This is a genomic window from Oleiharenicola sp. Vm1, assembly GCF_047777955.1.
GTDB lineage: Bacteria > Verrucomicrobiota > Verrucomicrobiia > Opitutales > Opitutaceae > Didemnitutus.
This window is the reverse complement of sequence record NZ_CP180537.1, coordinates 2151121-2167709: the sequence shown is the minus strand read 5'-3', so window position 1 is coordinate 2167709 and position 16589 is coordinate 2151121. Positions and strand designations below refer to the sequence as shown.

The following is a 16589-nucleotide window of genomic DNA, read 5'->3' as shown; positions in this document are numbered from 1 at the left end:
GCAGTTCGCTGGAAACTAAGGTCCCAAATCGCGCAAAGAGAGCGCCTCCCACTCTGTCCAATCTCCGGGCACTTGATAAAGAGTGCGCAGCGAAAATGCAGCTTGAGTGGCATTAGCCGGTGCGCGGACCAGCACTTCTAGCTCGACCGCGTCTGGCCAATTCCCGACCGGCAGACGATCAATGTGGCCCGGACCGAGGTGCTGTCCCTTTCGATCAACGAACGGCACGAGCAAGTAGACCATAGTTCCAGGATTAACCCGCCCTTTGATTCGCGCCGTCGCACGATAAAGATGCCCGGGCTGCACTGTTCGCCACTGCCATAGCGACTCCTGATTGCATCCTGAATAGCGGAGACGTTGCGTGCCGTCGGAGTCACGCAATAGCTCGATTTTGCGCCGTTCAGTCGGTTCGGTCTTCCCTCCCCACGGGCCGCGCTCGACCCAGTCTGTCAGCGTGAACGGATGCACTTGCTTGATCGAAAGAGTGCGTAGCTCCGGATCAGCGAGCAACTCGCGCCCCGCGCCTTGAAGCGCCACCGTAGAGGGCGCCCGACCTTCGAACAGCGTCGCCAGCCATGGCGGGGAGAGCGAAAATGTCTCCTTTCGTCGCGCGACTTCACTCACCAGCCGTCGCCGTGGATCGTGTCGCAGATAATCGTCGATCGACGCCGTCTGGATTGCGAGCGGACTCCTTCGACGTAGCTGTTGGTATTTCCCGACGAAATCCGCACGTGCGCTCGCGTAGCGCTCACCAGCGAGACTGAGTGCGCTCGTCGAAGTCTTCGGATCGAGCAGCAAACGCTGCAGTTCTTCGCGTGTCTCATCATGTTTGCAAAACGCCTCAGTGACCGCGAAAGCTTCCGCAACAAACGTGACGCGCTTTCTGACCGTGTTCGTTTTTGCCGTTGCCGCAGCCTCCTCCAGACAGCGCTGCAAAACACGTCGCACCTCTGGTGGGAACAGCCTTCGCTGATCGTCGTCCTTCAGATATTTCACCCACACCGGCGGTTTCGGCTGCTCGCGCCATTGCTGGTCGCACAGCTCGAAAAACGCCCGCATAGGCACCGCGGCTTCCTTCCAAAAACGCCTATAATATTCGGCTAGCAAGCGGGCCGAATCGTCTCGCGGGTTCCATAAAAGCTGCGCCGCGAGCCAAGGTTTCGGGCCATCGAGCCCCCAATTCGGTGTCGCTTCAGCGAAGAAAGCGCGCGCGCCCTTTTCATAAGCGTAAGGAATCGCCTCTGTTACTGCCCACAGGGTCGGTCGCGGCACCAGAAATGGTGCGCCATAGTAATAATCGTACAAGCCGAAGAATTTTGGCCCCAATTTGCCCCAGCGCTCAATCAGTGCGCGATCGTTAGCCGCGAATCCAGCGTCGAACCACATGCTGCGATCTGCCGTAAGAAATGGCATGATGTTCTCAGCCACCCGGAAGCGCGGCGTGTTTTCGGTCCAGTCGTAGGCATAGGTCGTAACGAAGCGGCCTGGAAACCGCACTGCAAGGGGCTGCGCAACCCGATTGAGAAACTGAAAAAGAAGGTCCGAGTAATCCGGTCGAGTCCGAAAGAAACGTTCAGGCAAAACTACTTTCAAGGTCCGTTCCCCTTGGTCGAAGCGGTAAGTATCGTTCAGCCCGAATGCAGCTCCCCATACCGACGGGTTCTCGCGAAATTTTCTCTCGAGCTCGCCGGCCACGTGTGCGACCAAGCCGTCAGCCAACAGATCGGGCTGCCAATTTATCGGTGCGTCCGGCTCGGGGAGAAAACGTGCTCCATTCAGCAGCGGAGCAAACTGCGGCCGCCGCTTTATGAGAGCTGGCGGCACAAGCTCGGACGCGGTGTGCCCATGCGGGAAAAGAGCACTCAGCCGATTGGCCAACACCCATTCGCGACCGATGGCTGCGCTGGCGACGCCACCCAACTCACGTGAGTAGTAACGGCCAATCTCACTGTGCCAAGTCGCCACAAGCTTCAATGTCGCCCGCGGCGCGACTTCCAAGCCGTCTTGACCGGGCATAAACCACCGCGCACCTAACATTCGCTCAAGAAACAAGCTGGCCGCCATTCCAGCGTCTTCTCTCTCCGCCGCCCAAATGATTACCTCGTTCGGATTAACCGAGAATGCCAGCGGGCGTTCGATCGCCGTCCTTCGCGACAATGCTGGCTGCGCCGCCGATTGCTTTGTCGCGCCCAGATATATCGCCCTTCGAGAACGCCACCATAGCGTTTCACGAATGATCGGAAATCGTTCGGAGGAGCTTCGCGCCGTCGCCGCGAGAGTGCGGGCTAAAAGCTCTGCCCCCTCGCGTTCAGCCGGAGTTGCGTCGGCCGGGATGATGATCGCCGCACCGCGACCAAGCTCCCCGTAAACGAGGAAATCGTGCTGCTGGAGACGTTCCTCCCGCCGCCACTCAAGGAGCGCGGCGAGGACAAGAATCGCCGCGAGAGGAAGGGACCAGGTTGCGCGCAAGCTAGCGACTACGTTTAGGAGGACGGCGCGAGCTGTCCAGCGCGCACTACCCCAGGTCTCGCTCCTTCAGACAAGCGCCCCTTCGCGAAACTGCCTGTCGACCCGAATCGACCGATTCGAGCTCTAGCCAGCGTAACGAGCCGATCAGCACAACCCACCACGTAATCATCACCGCAGGATTCTGAAAGGGAAAATCGATGACCGCGTGAATGAGCGTCTGGCAACAACCAAGCAAAACCATCGTTGCGATCGGATGCAGCCATCCGTGCCCTCGCGCAAATTGGCGCAAGCACCACCCCCACGCTGATGCGATGAGCAGCACTCCGATCAATCCCAATTCAGTTGGAATTTCCAGCCAGTCGATGTGGGCATGTTCCCAGAAATCGCGCCCGTTCCGATAGATTTCGGGGTAGCGTCGAACATAGATCGGGGTGAAGAGGTAACGATAGCTCCCTGCCCCCGATCCGAGCAGCCAGTAATCGCGATACATATCCAACGCCGCTTTGCGAGCCATGACGCGACTTGCAACGCTATCAGTGTTAGCTCGCATCGTCGCCATCTCGCGGAAGCGCTTGCTCAAATTCTCGAAGTCCACGTAACGCAGCACGCAAAACAGCGTAGCCAAAAACGCCAAGCTCAAGACAACTGTCACCACTCGCGGTGTGGTCGTGGGCACTGGATTGCCCGAGCGCAAGATAACCCATGCCATGAGGGCCCCAATCCCGAAGACCACGAGTGTGATTACCGCACCGCGTGACAGCGAAGTGAGAACCGCAAAGACCAATATCGCTGTGAGAATCAACCACACCGGCGCCGGGGTAGATCGCGCCATGCGCTTCCGCCCTTCGAAAAAATGCCATAGAGCCAGCCCGAGGCAGACCGCAGCAATCAATCCAAAGTATGCTCCGCCGTGATTCTGGTAAACGAAACTGGCAAACGAGCTAGCGTCCTTGAACGTCCGAATCCACAATACTCGCGGTTCATTCAGAATGCGCTGAATGAAACCGACGCCTGCCAAAACGACCGCGTTTACCACCAAGACCGCAAAAATAATCTGAAGCGAACGCCGCCGCGTAATGCCAATCCAAAGCGCACAAACGCACAACCAGGCCGCACCATAAACCAGAAACGAGCGCCAGACGTTGTAGCGTTCGAAAGGCGCCCACACGCCAGCGGGAATCCACTCGACATGCGGTAGTCGGTGCATCCACCAGGCTTTCGAACTCATTTGAAACTCCCACGCCACATTTGCTGCTTGAACACCAAGCAGCACAAGCAATGCGCCTCCCAACCAAAATAACGGGAACCGGAGCAGGCGCGGCCAAGCAACCAGTCGAAACTCGCCGCCCGCCGCCAAATTTCCAAGATAGTTGCGAGGCCAGATTGCGAAGGAGAAAGCCACCCCGGCTAATCCAGCGCTTAGTATTTGGCTCCACGCGTGCATAGTGCCGAATGCCCACGGGAGAAACACCGCTTCCGCACACAAGGACGTCACGAGAGCACGCTCCAGCGGATGCAGCGGTGGTCGATGCTTGTGCGCGGCGATATTCACAGCGAGAAGTCTAATGCCGTGGTAGACTGCGCCGCATTGTTACTTGGCAGAAGCCGGCATCAAGCCGGCAACATTCGCGACGGATTCCATGACTGCCTGGAAAGTGGGATCGGACTCAAAGTCCACTAACGGCCGCGACGCCGTGATCCGCACAAAGAACTGATCCTCGCGCCAAACGAAAAGATCCCGGATCACATGTTTAACCCGGACTGAAGGAGACGGCTTGTCGCCGAGCGTTCCACCGTAGTCGTAGAAGCGATCGCCGACTCGATGCCAGAACGCGGTATAAAGCACCTGTCCTTGCGAGTCGCGAAACCGACGTCCCTGCCCGACCACCGTCAGCCCATGACCACAATGCAACGCAAAGTCGTGATCTGCTTGTTCGCACTGCATCCCCGCCAAGGTCCAGCAGCGATCGGGCGTGTGCGAAGCCACATGGCTTGGCGACCGCTTTCCGCGAGCCCAATAACCGACATAAACGCTGAAGACGCCGCGAGAGGTATGATATGCCCGGTTTAACACGTCGTCATACTCCATCTTCTCTTTCGCAGTGGCATCGACGAACTCGTTGGGCCCGAGTGGCACATCTTCCCCCTCGACGGAACCGACTTGGCGCGGGATCCGTTCCTCCAGCGGCGGAGAGAGACGACGAGGCAAATCTCCGCGTGCTATTTCACCAATAGCTGAGACGGCTGCTGCGAGCAGCACGACGGCGGCGGCACCGAGCAAGAGCCGATTTTTAAGCGGCACCGCGCTCATCTTGCTCCTCGAATCATCGCCACGATCGTGCGGAGAAGAATGTGCAGTTCTCGCGTGATCGAGGCATGTTTCAGGTAATAGAGATCGTAGGCGAGTTTCTGCCGCGCATCGTCCACCGACGCGCCGTAGGGGAAATTGATCTGCGCCCAGCCCGTCAAGCCCGGCTTGATGAGGTGCCGATAGCGGTAATAGGGAACCTGCTCTTCGATCTTCTCCACAAATTCGGGCCTTTCCGGCCGGGGGCCAATGAATGACATCTCGCCCCGAAGGATATTCCAAAATTGCGGAACCTCATCGATGCGGGTCTTGCGCATCAGGCGACCCAGCCGCGTCACGCGATCGTCGCCGACGCTGGCCCAACGGGCGCCGTTCTTTTCCGCATCGAGACGCATGGAGCGAAATTTCAAGATGCGGAACGGTTGGTTATTCAGTCCAAGGCGCACCTGAGAATAAAGCACCGGGCCGCGGTCCTGCAGCCAAATCGCCGCGACGAGGATCGGGAAGAAAGGTGCGAACAACACGAGTCCAACCAGGCTGCAGAGCACGTCCAGGATGCGTTTGAACGCAAAAAACACCGGCCGCGAATGCGCCGCGTCGTAAGCCCAGAACCAGTCCTCGCGCAGCTCCTCGACTTGCACTTTTTCGAACTCGATCTCGTAGAAATAACCGAGATCGACCACCTTCAGTCCCAGGCTCGTGCACTGCAGCAGGGCCTGGCGCTCGGCGGACGACATCCCATCGCGCACCGAAACGATGATCTCTTCCGCGCCCCGTTTTATCGCGTGGGCGTGCAGCTCCAGCTGTCGCGCCGCCGCAAACGCCCCCGCCGATTCCGGCATGATCTCGCTGATCGTGACATGTCCGACCACCCGGATCGGCAGACGCAAGGCGCGGATTTGCGCCGCAAGCTCCGCGGCCACTTTCGAGGGGCCGTAGACCAATACGTTGCGGGTGTCATGTTCAGCCAATCGCCACAGCACCAACCGCGAACCGAGCACCAAAGCCGCGCCGTAAAGCACGGAGAAAATCAGCACGTAACGGCCCACCAACTCGAACTCCACCAAAGCGTGCAAAACGACAAATACAGCGATTCCGCCGACGATGCCAACCAAGGTGCGGGTCAGCGTCTCCGAACCGCGAAATCCGGCCTGGCTCACCTGCACGCCGGCCAACTGCAGTCCAAACGCCATCGCCAAGGGCATACCGTAACCGACGAAACGCAAGTGAGGGTTGAGGAGTCCCCCTTGGATGATGTCGTCTGCAAAACGCGGGGAAAACTTGAACGCGCAAACCACCGACGCCCAGCACAACACGTAGTCCAGCGCGAAGAAGGCGAGGCGGCTTAGGTGCCAAATGCTGCGAAGTCTCATGACAAGGGGGCAAGCATGGTATTCAACCCCATGCACCCTGATAGCGCTTGGCGATCACGCCAAGGGCATATTTTTCCCGCACCGCGCGCCATGCGTTTCCAGCCGCGCGTTCTCGGGCTTCGTCGTTGCGGCGCCACCAGCTGATCGCACTCGCAATCGCCGCCGGATCGCTCGGCGGGACCACACTGCCACAGTTGTCCTCCTCCACCACTCGCGCGGCCTCGGCCTGGGACGGGACAGCAGCGAGAATCGCGCGACCGGCCCCCATGATGCCGTAGATCTTCGAAGGCACCGCAACGCCCACCAATCCCTCACGCTGCGATACGATGCCAAGATGACAGCAGGCTAGAGTATCGCCCAGCTCCGTCTCGGGCTGAAACGACAGCCAGCGCATATTGTCGCAGCCGAGCGATTCCGCCAATCGCCGTGCCGCGTCCAACCGCCGCCCCCCACCGATCATCAAGAATACGATGTCCGTCTCCGCTTTCAGCAGCGCCGCCGCCTGCACCAGGGCGTCGATGTCATGCCACAACCCCATGTTGCCCGAATACTGCACCACAAAGGTGCCCGCCGGGAAACCCAAGCGCGCCCACAACCGCGTCGCTTCGGCGGCGACCGGCTGCGCTCCGAGATCATGCGGATTCCAGTTCGGCACGCAGACGATCTTCCCGCTGCCAATCTGATAGCGGTTCTGCAGCAGCTCGGCCATGTCGCGACCCAGAACGAAGAGCCGCTCCGCGCGACCCCAAGTCCACCGATTCGCGCGCCGCCACATCCGCGCAATCAGAGCCCCGTCCGCCACCGCACCGACGGCGATCAATCCGTCGGGGTAGACGTCGTGCAACAGCACGGCAAAACGCCAGCGGCGCAGGCACGAGCACAGCGCGACCACGGCGGGAGAGAACGGAGGATTGGTCACGACCAGGACCTGCGCGCCGCGCGGAGTGGCGAACAGCAGCCGCCCGCACTGCCAAAGCGTGAAACTGGCGTAGCCCAACAGCCGCCAAACGAGCGAACGTTTGAAGGGCACCTTCAGCCCTCCGCGGCGGACGTCGACTCCGCGCCAGCGCTCCGACCTCGGCACCGCCCCCGTCCGTTCACGATCCTCCGCCGGGAAGCCCGCGAGCACCTGGCAGCGCACTCCTCGCGCCGCCAGCTCGACGCACAGATCACCGAGCAGTTTTCCGGTCGCCTGCGTGTCGGGATGAAAAACTTGGGTGACCACCACCCAGATGGGAGAGGTGTCTCCCGCCGCGCGGCCACGGTTCATGCGCCCTTGCTTTCCGGGTCGGTCAGCAATCGTTTCCACGTGGTGGCATAGGCCCGCGGGGAAAATTTCCGCTCGAACAACCGCCTCGCCGCCAGGCCGTGCCGCACGCGCTTCTCCGCATCCGCCACGAGCACCTCGATCGCCTCCGCCACCGTCTGCGCCGTGACCTCATCGAGGATGGTCGCGACGTCGCGCCCGTCGAACATCGCCTCAATCTCGCCTGCGGTCGTCGAGATAATTGCGCACCCATGGGCCATCGCCTCGATGTTCACGATGGGTTGCGCTTCGACCGGATAATACGAAGGCAGCACGAACACCTGCGCACCGCGATAAAGCAACCACTTGGTCTCGCCGTCCGCCCCCTCCGCCATCCACCTGACGCTGACCCGGGAACTCTGGTTGATGCGTTCGACGCGGTTTCGAATCCAGTCCTCCGCGTCCCGGTGGTTTCGGAAGCGTTGCGAATGCTCCGTAACCAGCACTCGGCCGCAAATTATCGCCTGGATCCGGGGGCCCGGGCGCGAAGCGAGAAGTTCCAAGGCCTCAAGATACTCCGGAAAACCCTTGGTATCGATCAGCGTGCTGAGGTGCAACAAGCTGATCGGCTCGGTTCGGGCCTGCTTCTCGATGATTTCCGCCTCGTCGATTCCCTCTGAACCGCAGGTATTGTTCGAGATGATAACCTTCTCGGCGGGGATGCCGAGCCGCCGCAACTGCGCCGCCTGGTGCGGTCCCAAGACCGTGATCAGACGCGCGGGCTCGACGAGTCCGCGAAAGACGCGCACGAGGGATTCATCGGGCTGCCAGCTCATGAAAACGCTCCCTTGCGTCATCAGGATGATCTCCGCCTCCGACTTTAACCAGTGCAGCGCGCGGAGCGGCACGCCGTCGCGCACCATGGACATCTTCGTCTGCCCGATGTTCATGTGCACCACGGGACGTTTCTGGAGGAAGACCGGGAGGAATTCGAGCCACGCCACGATCAGCCGCGTGAAATACCGCACCCAGCGTCCAAGGCCTGACCGATTGTGCTCGAACCCCGGCATCACGATCAGGCGCACGTCCCATTCCGCCGGATCCAGCGAGGTGTAGGTAAGGCGCGACGCCTCGCGTTGGCCCGAGTGGATCTTGGCATCCGCAAAGGCGAACCACACTTTGCGGCGGACCGCCGGCGCTGGCGCGGGCGCGGGTCGTGCGGCGGGTCCGACCATGTGCGCGTAACGCGCATCCTGCCGGTCCGGCGCGAGCACGATCACGAAGTCCCAGCACACCAGCGAACGCGCGAGCACCAGCAACTCGCGCAACAGGCGGGTCGGGCTCGAGACATTGAGACGCGAGCCGAAAAGCCGCCGCGGCCCGCGGGGCAGCAAGGGGCCTGACACGTGGCGAAGTTCGGCGATGTAGGGTCCCAGAATGTGTTGCCGCGCGACCCGGTCCGGGCGGATCCAATGCGTCGAAAACGCTGACTCGAACACGTGTTCGCTCAGCTGCTTGAAACTGGCAAAGTGGAAAAAGACCAGCGGACGCCCATCGACGCTCACCTGACCGCCCGCGGCACGAACCTTGCGCTCCGCGTAGTTCCAGCGCGCGAGATTCGCGCCCGGGTGGGTATAGACGTGCACGCCGGCGAACGTGGCCGGCCATTCATCCAGGTATTTCTGATCGGCAAAGCGCGTCGGCTCCACGCGATCGTAGCACCACTCGATGCACTGCTGTCGCCAACGCTCCACGCAGGCCAGACCGTTGGCATCGCGCCGAAAACTGATCCAACCGACATTGAAACGTCCAAAGCGGCGGACAAATCCGGAGGGTCCCAAGCGATGAGGAATGATGCCAATCGAAGCGTCGCCCAGCTCCGTGAACATCGGCTCGACGTCACTGAAGAAATACAGGTCGGCATCGAGGTAGGTCAGCAGCTCCACCTCGGGGTGGCGGGCCAGCACCCAGCGGCACAACGACGCCGTGCACGTGAAGATGAACTCGATCGCACTGCGCGTCGGACGGACCGCGAAGAGCTCGGGGTCGAACTCGGCAAATTCCGCCATCGACAGTGTCGTGACATCCGCCAACCGACGCTCCCGCAACTGCTCGCGCGCTTCTTCGCTCAGGCAGAGCACGAACAACTGCATCCCCGGGCAGTGGCGGCGCAGCGAGTAGTAGAGCGCGAGCCCCTGCGGCAGATAATTGTGGTCGAAATACGTGCAGAAATACCGCACGCGCGACGCAGACCCGGTGGCGAAAGGCGAAGTAGTCATCGAGCGATCGCTGGCCGGAACAGGAAGCCGCGGAAGGCGCCCTCCTCGGGCGCCCGATGAATGCGCGGACCGTGCCCGATGAGGAACTCACGCACCGGCTCCAGCCCGGCGGCTCGCGCTGCCTCCAGAAATTCGGTGCGATTGAGGATCCACATCGGGTATTCGGTCGCATACCCGTGCGCCTTGCCGGGGCGCTGGATCGCCACGAAGGAAGTCACGCGATCCACAAAAATCATCCGGTTCACGAAGAGATAGCGGTCCGTCGCGCGCGCCAGCTTGCCCAGCATCTCCCGCCAATCGCGCATATACCAGAGCGAGCTGCCGGCAAAAACGAGGTCGTAGCGCTGGGCGAAGCAGGCATCCGGCTCGGAGAAGAATCGCGCCCGCGGCAGGTGGCGCCGGCCGACCTCGCAAAACACCGGCATGTCCTGGCACGCATATTCCAGCGCCAGATCCGGCATGAGCGCCTGGGCCAGCGCCCCGTAGTGCCCCACCCCGCCGCCCCAATCGAGGAACGACAGCCGCTGCCGCCCCTGCGCCGCCATGCCGAGCACGGCCGCGAATGAGACCAGGTTGTTGTGATTGATGATGTCCCACGGGTCGACGGCACGCCCTCCGGCCGATTTGGCGCCCCCAGCGGCGAGATGCCGCGCAACGACTCCAGGTAGCCGGGCCAGTTCCGGTCATGCATCGCCGCGATGGAATCCACGTTCCAACCGCGCGTGTCCTCGGGCCACGACGCAAGATACTCGACCGGCGCGGTGCCCACGCGGTCGCGGACCGCCTGCAGCCAGTCGACCGCCGCCGGCGGCACCAGTCGACGCAACGATTGCATTAATCGAAACATGCTTGAGTCAGAAGAAAACCATTACCGAGCATCTCGCATGGCGAGGCGGCGTCCCAAACGATGAAACGGCTCCTCGAAGAAGCGATAACTCAGCGCCGCTAAACAAATCGCTGCCATGATGGCGACTAGGAACCCGCCGAACCGAAAATAGGGCGCTTCGACCGTCCGAAGCAGCGCCTTGAATGCGGAAAAAACGACGGGATGGATCAAATATAGGCTGTAGGAAATGCAGCCCACCCATGCGAAGAATTCTCCTAGTGACGAATGTTCAAACATCCCTCCTTTAGAGGATAACTGGGACCGCAAAAGGAAAAAGAAGCCCATACTTCCGAGGATATCGAAGCTCACGTATTTGTCCCACGAGAGTGCGCTATTGAGAAAGAATCCGAGACCGAGCAGGGCAGCGCCGGCAAGCGCGTCGAAGCGAGTGCCTTTACCTGCCGCAAAATCTTCCGCCAGCATCACGCCCAATAACCACTCGCCAAAACGAGTAAGCGGAAATCTCTGTGCCGCAAAGAAACTCGCGCTACTTCCCGAGTAACAGAAGTGATAGACGGCATCCACGATAAGCCAAATCACAACAAATCGACCAATTCCGAATTTCCGAATGTAGCCGGCAAGGAAGAGGTAGATGACATAGAAGGACACTTCTAGTGTGAGAGTCCAAAAGACCGGACTTGCCCCCATGCCGGCATTAGCCCCGCCATCCGCATAATGCCAAAAAAACAAGTGCCCGATAAAATTCTGCAGTGGCTGCGGCCCCAAGAAGCCATCGCGGGTGACAAGGTGACCTGCGAAAGCCAACACACAAATCACGAGATAAACCGGATAAAGCCGGAAGAAGCGCCGCAGCGCAAAGGACCGCGCACGCAGCGGGACTTCGTTCTTATGCGCCAAATGAATACAAAAGCCGCTCAGCACAAAAAAGAGCTGAACGCCAAGGAATCCGAAGCTAAGGGCTTCATGAAACACAGACTCCAGAGCGGCGAGCCCCAGAGATGTTATCTCAGCCGGCGCCTTGTAGTTTATCCCCCAAGCCACCGTCGTATCGGCGTGATGCAACGCCACACTAAGCGCAGCCACACCCCGCGCGATTTCTATCGCGCCAATCTTCCCCGAGCGGACTGGGACTTTTGTTTGGGTTGCCATAGCAGATCCTTGAGAAACGGTCGGATCTCGCTTCAGACCACCGTCAGGTAACCGGCCGCTTCGCGACCGAGGGATCGTCCCGGTCCCAGGTCGAACACGATCACGCCCGCGGCGAGCCAGGCCTCCACTCGCGCCGCCGGCGCCGGGTGCGCGAGGACGATGAGTTCGCAGCCTTCCAAGGCCACCTGCTCGGCGACGAGCAGCCGCGCGAGATGCGGCAACGCCTCGTCGACATACGCTTTGTTGCGGCCGGTCAGGTGCGTGTAGTGAACGTGCTCGTCGTAGATGCGCAACTCGCAGCCCTTGCCGAGCAGGCGTTCGGCGAGTTCCACGAACTGGCTTTCGCGCAAGTCGTCCGTGCCGGGCTTGAACGCCAGGCCGTGGAATCCGATCCGCCGCTTCCCGGTCGCGAGGAGGCGCGCGACCACGCGGTCGATTTGGGCACGGTTGCTCGAAAGGATCGCGTGCAACACCGGTGTTTGCACGTTTTGCCGCGCCGCGCTGTGCGTCAGCGCGCGCGTGTCCTTCGGCAGGCACGATCCGCCGAACGCGAAGCCCGGCCGGAAGTAGGCCGGCGAGATGTTGAGCTTCGTGTCGCTCCGGAAAATCTCCATGACGAGCGCAGCGTCGACGCCCAGCGACTGGCTGACGAGGCCGATCTCATTCGCGAAGGTCACCTTGAGCGCGTGATAGACGTTGTCGGTATACTTAACCATTTCCGCGGTCTCGTAGGCGGTCACCCATCGCGGCGCAACGATGCCCGGGTAGAGTTCCAGCAGGCGGTCGGCACCCGCGCCGGGCGCGCGCTCGCCGATCACGATCTTGGGTGGCTCGTCGAAATCGCGGACCGCGCAGCTCTCGCGCAGAAACTCGGGATGAAAGAGCACCTCGTAGCCGTCGCCCGCGGGACGCCCTGCCGCCTGCTCGAGGATCGGCAACGCGACGCGGCGCACCGTGCCCGGCAGGACGGTGCTGCGGATCACGAGCGTCAGTGGCAGTTTGCGGCCGCGGAGGCTCTGGCCGATCTGCTCGAGCACTCGCTCCAGGAAACTCGTATCCAGCGAGCCATCCGCGCGCGACGGCGTGCCCACGCAGACGAAAGCCATCTGCACGCCCTCGAGCGCCGTCGACGGGGTGGTCGTGGCGGACAGCCTGCCCTGCGCCACGGCCGCACGCACGATCTCGGGAATGTCTTTTTCCAAGATCGGCGAGCGCCCGCCGTTCAGCTCGGCGACCTTGGCGGCGGAAACATCGACTCCGATGACTTCATGGCCATCGCGAGCGAAACAGCCCGCCGTGACTACACCGACATAACCCAGACCAAAGACCGCGATTTTCATAAAAATTATCGTCTCCGCAGCACGTAGTCCACGGCTGCATCGAAGCTTTCCACCATTTTCTCCTGGGTCGCCCCGGCGGCAACCCGCGTGCGCGCCAGTTCGGCGATGCGGCGCCGTTCGTCGCGCGGCGCCGCACAGGCGCGCGCCAGCACGGCCGTGAACGCCTCGGGCGAAAGATCCCGTCCCAGATAAGCGGTTTCGCCGTCCACCAAGAGATCGAGCTCCGGACGCTTTTCCGGCGCGGTGACGACGGGGCAAGCGTGGGCCATCGCTTCGACTGCACCGAGACCGCCGACCGCGTAGCTCAGATAGAGATCAAAGAGCTGAAAATAACCGTGCTCCGCGCCGTCCGGCACGTGCGGCACGAAATGGATGCGATCGCGGCACGCGAGCGTCGCCGCCTGGGCTTCGAGCTGCGAGCGGCAGGGACCGTCTCCGGCGATCACGAGGTGCGCAGCGTATCGCTCCGGCCGCGCGGCGGCGAAAGACGCGAGGATCACATCGACCCGCTTCTCCGGCGCCAGTCGACCGAGGTAGCCGGCCACGATCACGCGGCGATCACCGAACAGCTGCCGCCGGAGCTCCGCACCTTCCGCAGCCGAACGCTCGCGACGGCGCAGGATGGCGTTGGTGTCGTTGCTGTTTTGCGCGACGAAGATCCGCTCCGCCGGCACTCCCTTGCGGATGAAATAGTCACGGCTCGTCTGCCCGTAGGCGATGATCGCGTCACACCCGGACAGGTGAATGCGCTCGACCCACCGCTTGAGCAGCGAGCGCTCGCTGCCCGCCTCGCTGATGCCCTTCCCCCAGCCGATGCGAGGCAGCCCGCGCGCGCGGGCACGCTGCATGAGCAGCGGATTCGAGAGAATGGAATAGCTGAGTTCGAACGCCGCCACTTGGAGCCCCGGCCAGTCGAGCCGGACGTCGTGTTGCCAGCAATAGCGCGACGTCACCCAGCGATTGCGCACCGGATGGACGCGCAACGAGCCCGTTCCCGCATCGAGCCCGCCCTTGCCGCCACCCGGATGCGAGCCGAACTGAAAGATCCACTCATGCCGCGAAAGCGTCGCGAGCTTCTCGAACAGCGGGACGCGGTAGTGTGGGCACCACCTTTGTGACAGGGACACGCGGGTTTTCATGGGATCAATTTCGCCCGCGCCGGGAACAGTCGATCGCGCAACGCGAGCATCGGCCGCTCGGCCAGTTTCCCGAATGCCACGCCGATCAGGACGATCGTCACGAGGTTGATGCTGGTGGCCGCGATCCAGCGAGTCGTCTCCCATCCGGAACCGGACCAATGCCGCAGCATCCACTTGGCGGGCATCTGCCCGAGTCGATAGTGGAAAAGGTAGATCGGGTAGCTATAAAAGCCGATATAGGCGACGCCGCGCACAACACCCGCCGCGCCGGGCACCGAAGCGATACCGCTGCCCACGCGCCCGACGCAAACCGCGATCAGCACGAGAGCGTAGGCCCACGCGATCACCGAATACCCGATCGTATAGACGGGCGCGTTGTGGGCCGTCCAAATAAGCAGCGGCGAAAGACCGAGTGCCGCCACAAGGAGGCACATCACCGGTCGCGTCCGTATCGGCTCCAGCCAAGCGAGGCGATTGTGATAGGCATAGGCGACCAGCACGCCCACGCAGAGCGAGTCGATGCGCAAATGGGTCGGCCACCCGTGCGTGTAGGGCTGGAACTCGTGACCGAGGTTCGGCAGGCGGAGCAACGCGCACGCCACCATCACGCAGCCTAGGACGACCGGAAGGCGGTCCAGCCGCCGGTCATTTCCCCACCGCAACAGCGCCCAGAGCAGGAGCGGCAGCGCGAGGTAGAAATGTTCCTCCACCGCGAGGCTCCAAGTGTGCTGGAGCGGCGTCGGAAAGTAGTTCTGCACGTGCAAGAGGTTTGGCCCGATCGCCACCCAAAGCCGGTGCGTATCGTAACCGTTGCTCTGCCAATACGAGAAAGCCGCGAGCACGAGGTAGACCGCATAGAGCGGCCAGATCTTGAAACCGCGCCGGATGATGAACCGCCGCGTGTCGAGGCGCCCAAACTCCATGATTTCACGAAAGAGGAGACCGCCGATGAGGAAGCCGCTCAACACGAAGAATAGGTCCACGCCCGTCCAACCCAACCGATACCACACGTAAACCACGGGGCTGAGGTAGCCGGCGGACAGGTCAATCGCGTGGTGTCCGAGGCACACCAGCAGGATGGCAATTCCGCGCAGGAAGTCCAAACGGACGCTGCGTGTCGCCAAATAGCTTGGGTGCGCCAATGTCACGGGAGCCTGTTAAAAACTCATGCTCCGCGCCGCAGCGCACGCTGTGGCGCCGCCGCCAACGGGGTTGTGCCGTGGAAGCGATTTGCCGGGTGTCCGGCAACGGCCCCCGCTTGCAGCAGCACGATTGCCCAGAGTTCTACTGAACTCCAGAGATTGCCGGAAAACAATGACGCCGTGAAGAATTGCATGAAAACCAGTGGCATCCAAGCCGCCTCCGCTGAACTCAGCAGCCGGATGCCTGACCAGATACCGTCGAGCATCAGCCAAAGGAAAAGACCTCCCCCTACGAAACCCATGGTAAGGCATGCCTCGAGAATCAGATTGTGCGGGTGCATGCCGATACTCAGCTCAATCCCTGCGCCCCATACCGGACTGCGGCTAAACTCTTCCAAGGTGATACCCCAAAGAACCAATCGGTCCACTTCACCGGTGCGATAGGCATCATAGGTTTCGAACAATCGGTTGGTAAGCGTGCTGCCGGTCGCGAGGAGGTATTCGACACCGATCGGAAGTGCAATCGCAACGGCCAGGAAGCCCAGGGCAATCTTCCAGCCGATGCCGCGTTTGATGCCGTGGATCGAAAGCAGCGCCATACCAAGGGCCAAGCTGATCAACGGACTTCGCGACGCCGCCAATGCGATCGTGTAGAACCCCGGCAGCGTCGACGCCAGCAACCAGACAATCGTGGCCGTCTTCCGTGCGTGAAGCGCGAGATAGCAAGCCATCAAGACAAGCGTAACTGCCGTTTGTCCGTAGGAAATCGGATTTAGGATCTGATTTCCGGACACACGCTCCTCGGTCATGGTGACTTGGCCGGACTGCGTAAGCAGACCCAGAAGGCACGCGGCGGCCGCCAGCCCCCAGACCAACCAAGCCGCCCACCGTTGGGCTTCGTCAGAAAACCGGCGCACCAAGCCGATGAATGAAAAGAAACAGACGCCCAACGCGAAGGCCCAGAATTCCCAAGGTGGCCGCGACAGAGGTTCGTTGCGATAGAGGGTATCGAAAATTAGCCGCGCCGTATACATGAGCCAGACAATGGAGGACACCGTATGTGTCCGAGTCCAAGGGCCGAGTTCACGGCGGAAATATGCCGAGAGGAAAAGGAACAGGCTCAGCGCCAGCACGACAGCGCGATACGGGACCGTGATGATGCGGCTGTCGAACTCCGAGAGGTTCAACGCCACCGCGAGAAACGAATACACCGAGTAGCCCACGAACGTGAGGGCCGTGAGCAGCGCCATGAGCTTCTGCTGGTAATCGAAGGTGGGGTTAGAGGCGGCTTTCAAAG

At 61.5% G+C, this 16589-nt stretch carries 12 protein-coding genes; all 12 read right to left on the bottom strand.

What is annotated here, in order from left to right:
* Positions 1–15: 15 nt before the first annotated feature.
* Positions 16–2469 carry a DUF4838 domain-containing protein gene (locus tag ACMYLB_RS10810; protein ID WP_415910925.1) on the bottom strand — a complete coding sequence of 818 codons (2454 nt, stop codon included), beginning with the start codon at positions 2467–2469 and terminating at the stop codon, positions 16–18.
* 46 nt (positions 2470–2515) lie between these two features.
* Positions 2516–4021: an O-antigen ligase family protein gene (locus ACMYLB_RS10805; RefSeq protein ID WP_415910924.1), complete on the bottom strand. Its 1506-nt coding sequence runs from the start codon at positions 4019–4021 to the stop codon at positions 2516–2518.
* Positions 4022–4060: 39 nt separating this feature from the next.
* Positions 4061–4780, bottom strand: coding sequence for a hypothetical protein (locus ACMYLB_RS10800; RefSeq protein ID WP_415910923.1), 720 nt, complete (start codon positions 4778–4780; stop codon positions 4061–4063).
* Positions 4777–6150: an exopolysaccharide biosynthesis polyprenyl glycosylphosphotransferase gene (locus ACMYLB_RS10795; RefSeq protein ID WP_415910922.1), complete on the bottom strand. Its 1374-nt coding sequence runs from the start codon at positions 6148–6150 to the stop codon at positions 4777–4779. The genes ACMYLB_RS10800 and ACMYLB_RS10795 overlap by 4 nt, the downstream gene beginning before the upstream one ends.
* Before the next feature lie 22 nt (positions 6151–6172).
* Positions 6173–7420 (bottom strand): glycosyltransferase family 4 protein, encoded by a 1248-nt coding sequence (locus tag ACMYLB_RS10790; protein ID WP_415910921.1) that lies wholly within the window; start codon positions 7418–7420, stop codon positions 6173–6175.
* Positions 7417–9675: a glycosyltransferase gene (locus ACMYLB_RS10785; RefSeq protein WP_415910920.1), complete on the bottom strand. Its 2259-nt coding sequence runs from the start codon at positions 9673–9675 to the stop codon at positions 7417–7419. Before ACMYLB_RS10785 ends, ACMYLB_RS10790 begins: the two co-directional genes overlap by 4 nt.
* Entirely contained in the window at positions 9672–10229 is a 558-nt protein-coding gene (locus tag ACMYLB_RS10780; RefSeq protein ID WP_415910919.1) for a hypothetical protein, read from the bottom strand. The genes ACMYLB_RS10785 and ACMYLB_RS10780 overlap by 4 nt, the downstream gene beginning before the upstream one ends.
* A 314-nt stretch (positions 10230–10543) precedes the next feature.
* The gene (locus tag ACMYLB_RS10775) at positions 10544–11671 is read right to left on the bottom strand and encodes an acyltransferase family protein (protein ID WP_415910918.1); all 1128 of its coding nucleotides are present in this window, start codon (positions 11669–11671) and stop codon (positions 10544–10546) included.
* Between the two features lie 32 nt (positions 11672–11703).
* Complete coding sequence (locus ACMYLB_RS10770; RefSeq protein WP_415910917.1) at positions 11704–13011, bottom strand: nucleotide sugar dehydrogenase; 1308 nt, start codon at positions 13009–13011, stop codon at positions 11704–11706.
* 5 nt (positions 13012–13016) lie between these two features.
* The gene (locus tag ACMYLB_RS10765; protein WP_415910916.1) at positions 13017–14150 is read right to left on the bottom strand and encodes a glycosyltransferase family 4 protein; all 1134 of its coding nucleotides are present in this window, start codon (positions 14148–14150) and stop codon (positions 13017–13019) included.
* Entirely contained in the window at positions 14147–15253 is a 1107-nt protein-coding gene (locus ACMYLB_RS10760) for an acyltransferase family protein (RefSeq protein ID WP_415910915.1), read from the bottom strand. Before ACMYLB_RS10760 ends, ACMYLB_RS10765 begins: the two co-directional genes overlap by 4 nt.
* Positions 15254–15315: 62 nt before the next feature.
* Entirely contained in the window at positions 15316–16587 is a 1272-nt protein-coding gene (locus ACMYLB_RS10755) for an O-antigen ligase family protein (RefSeq protein WP_415910914.1), read from the bottom strand.
* Positions 16588–16589 lie beyond the last annotated feature (2 nt).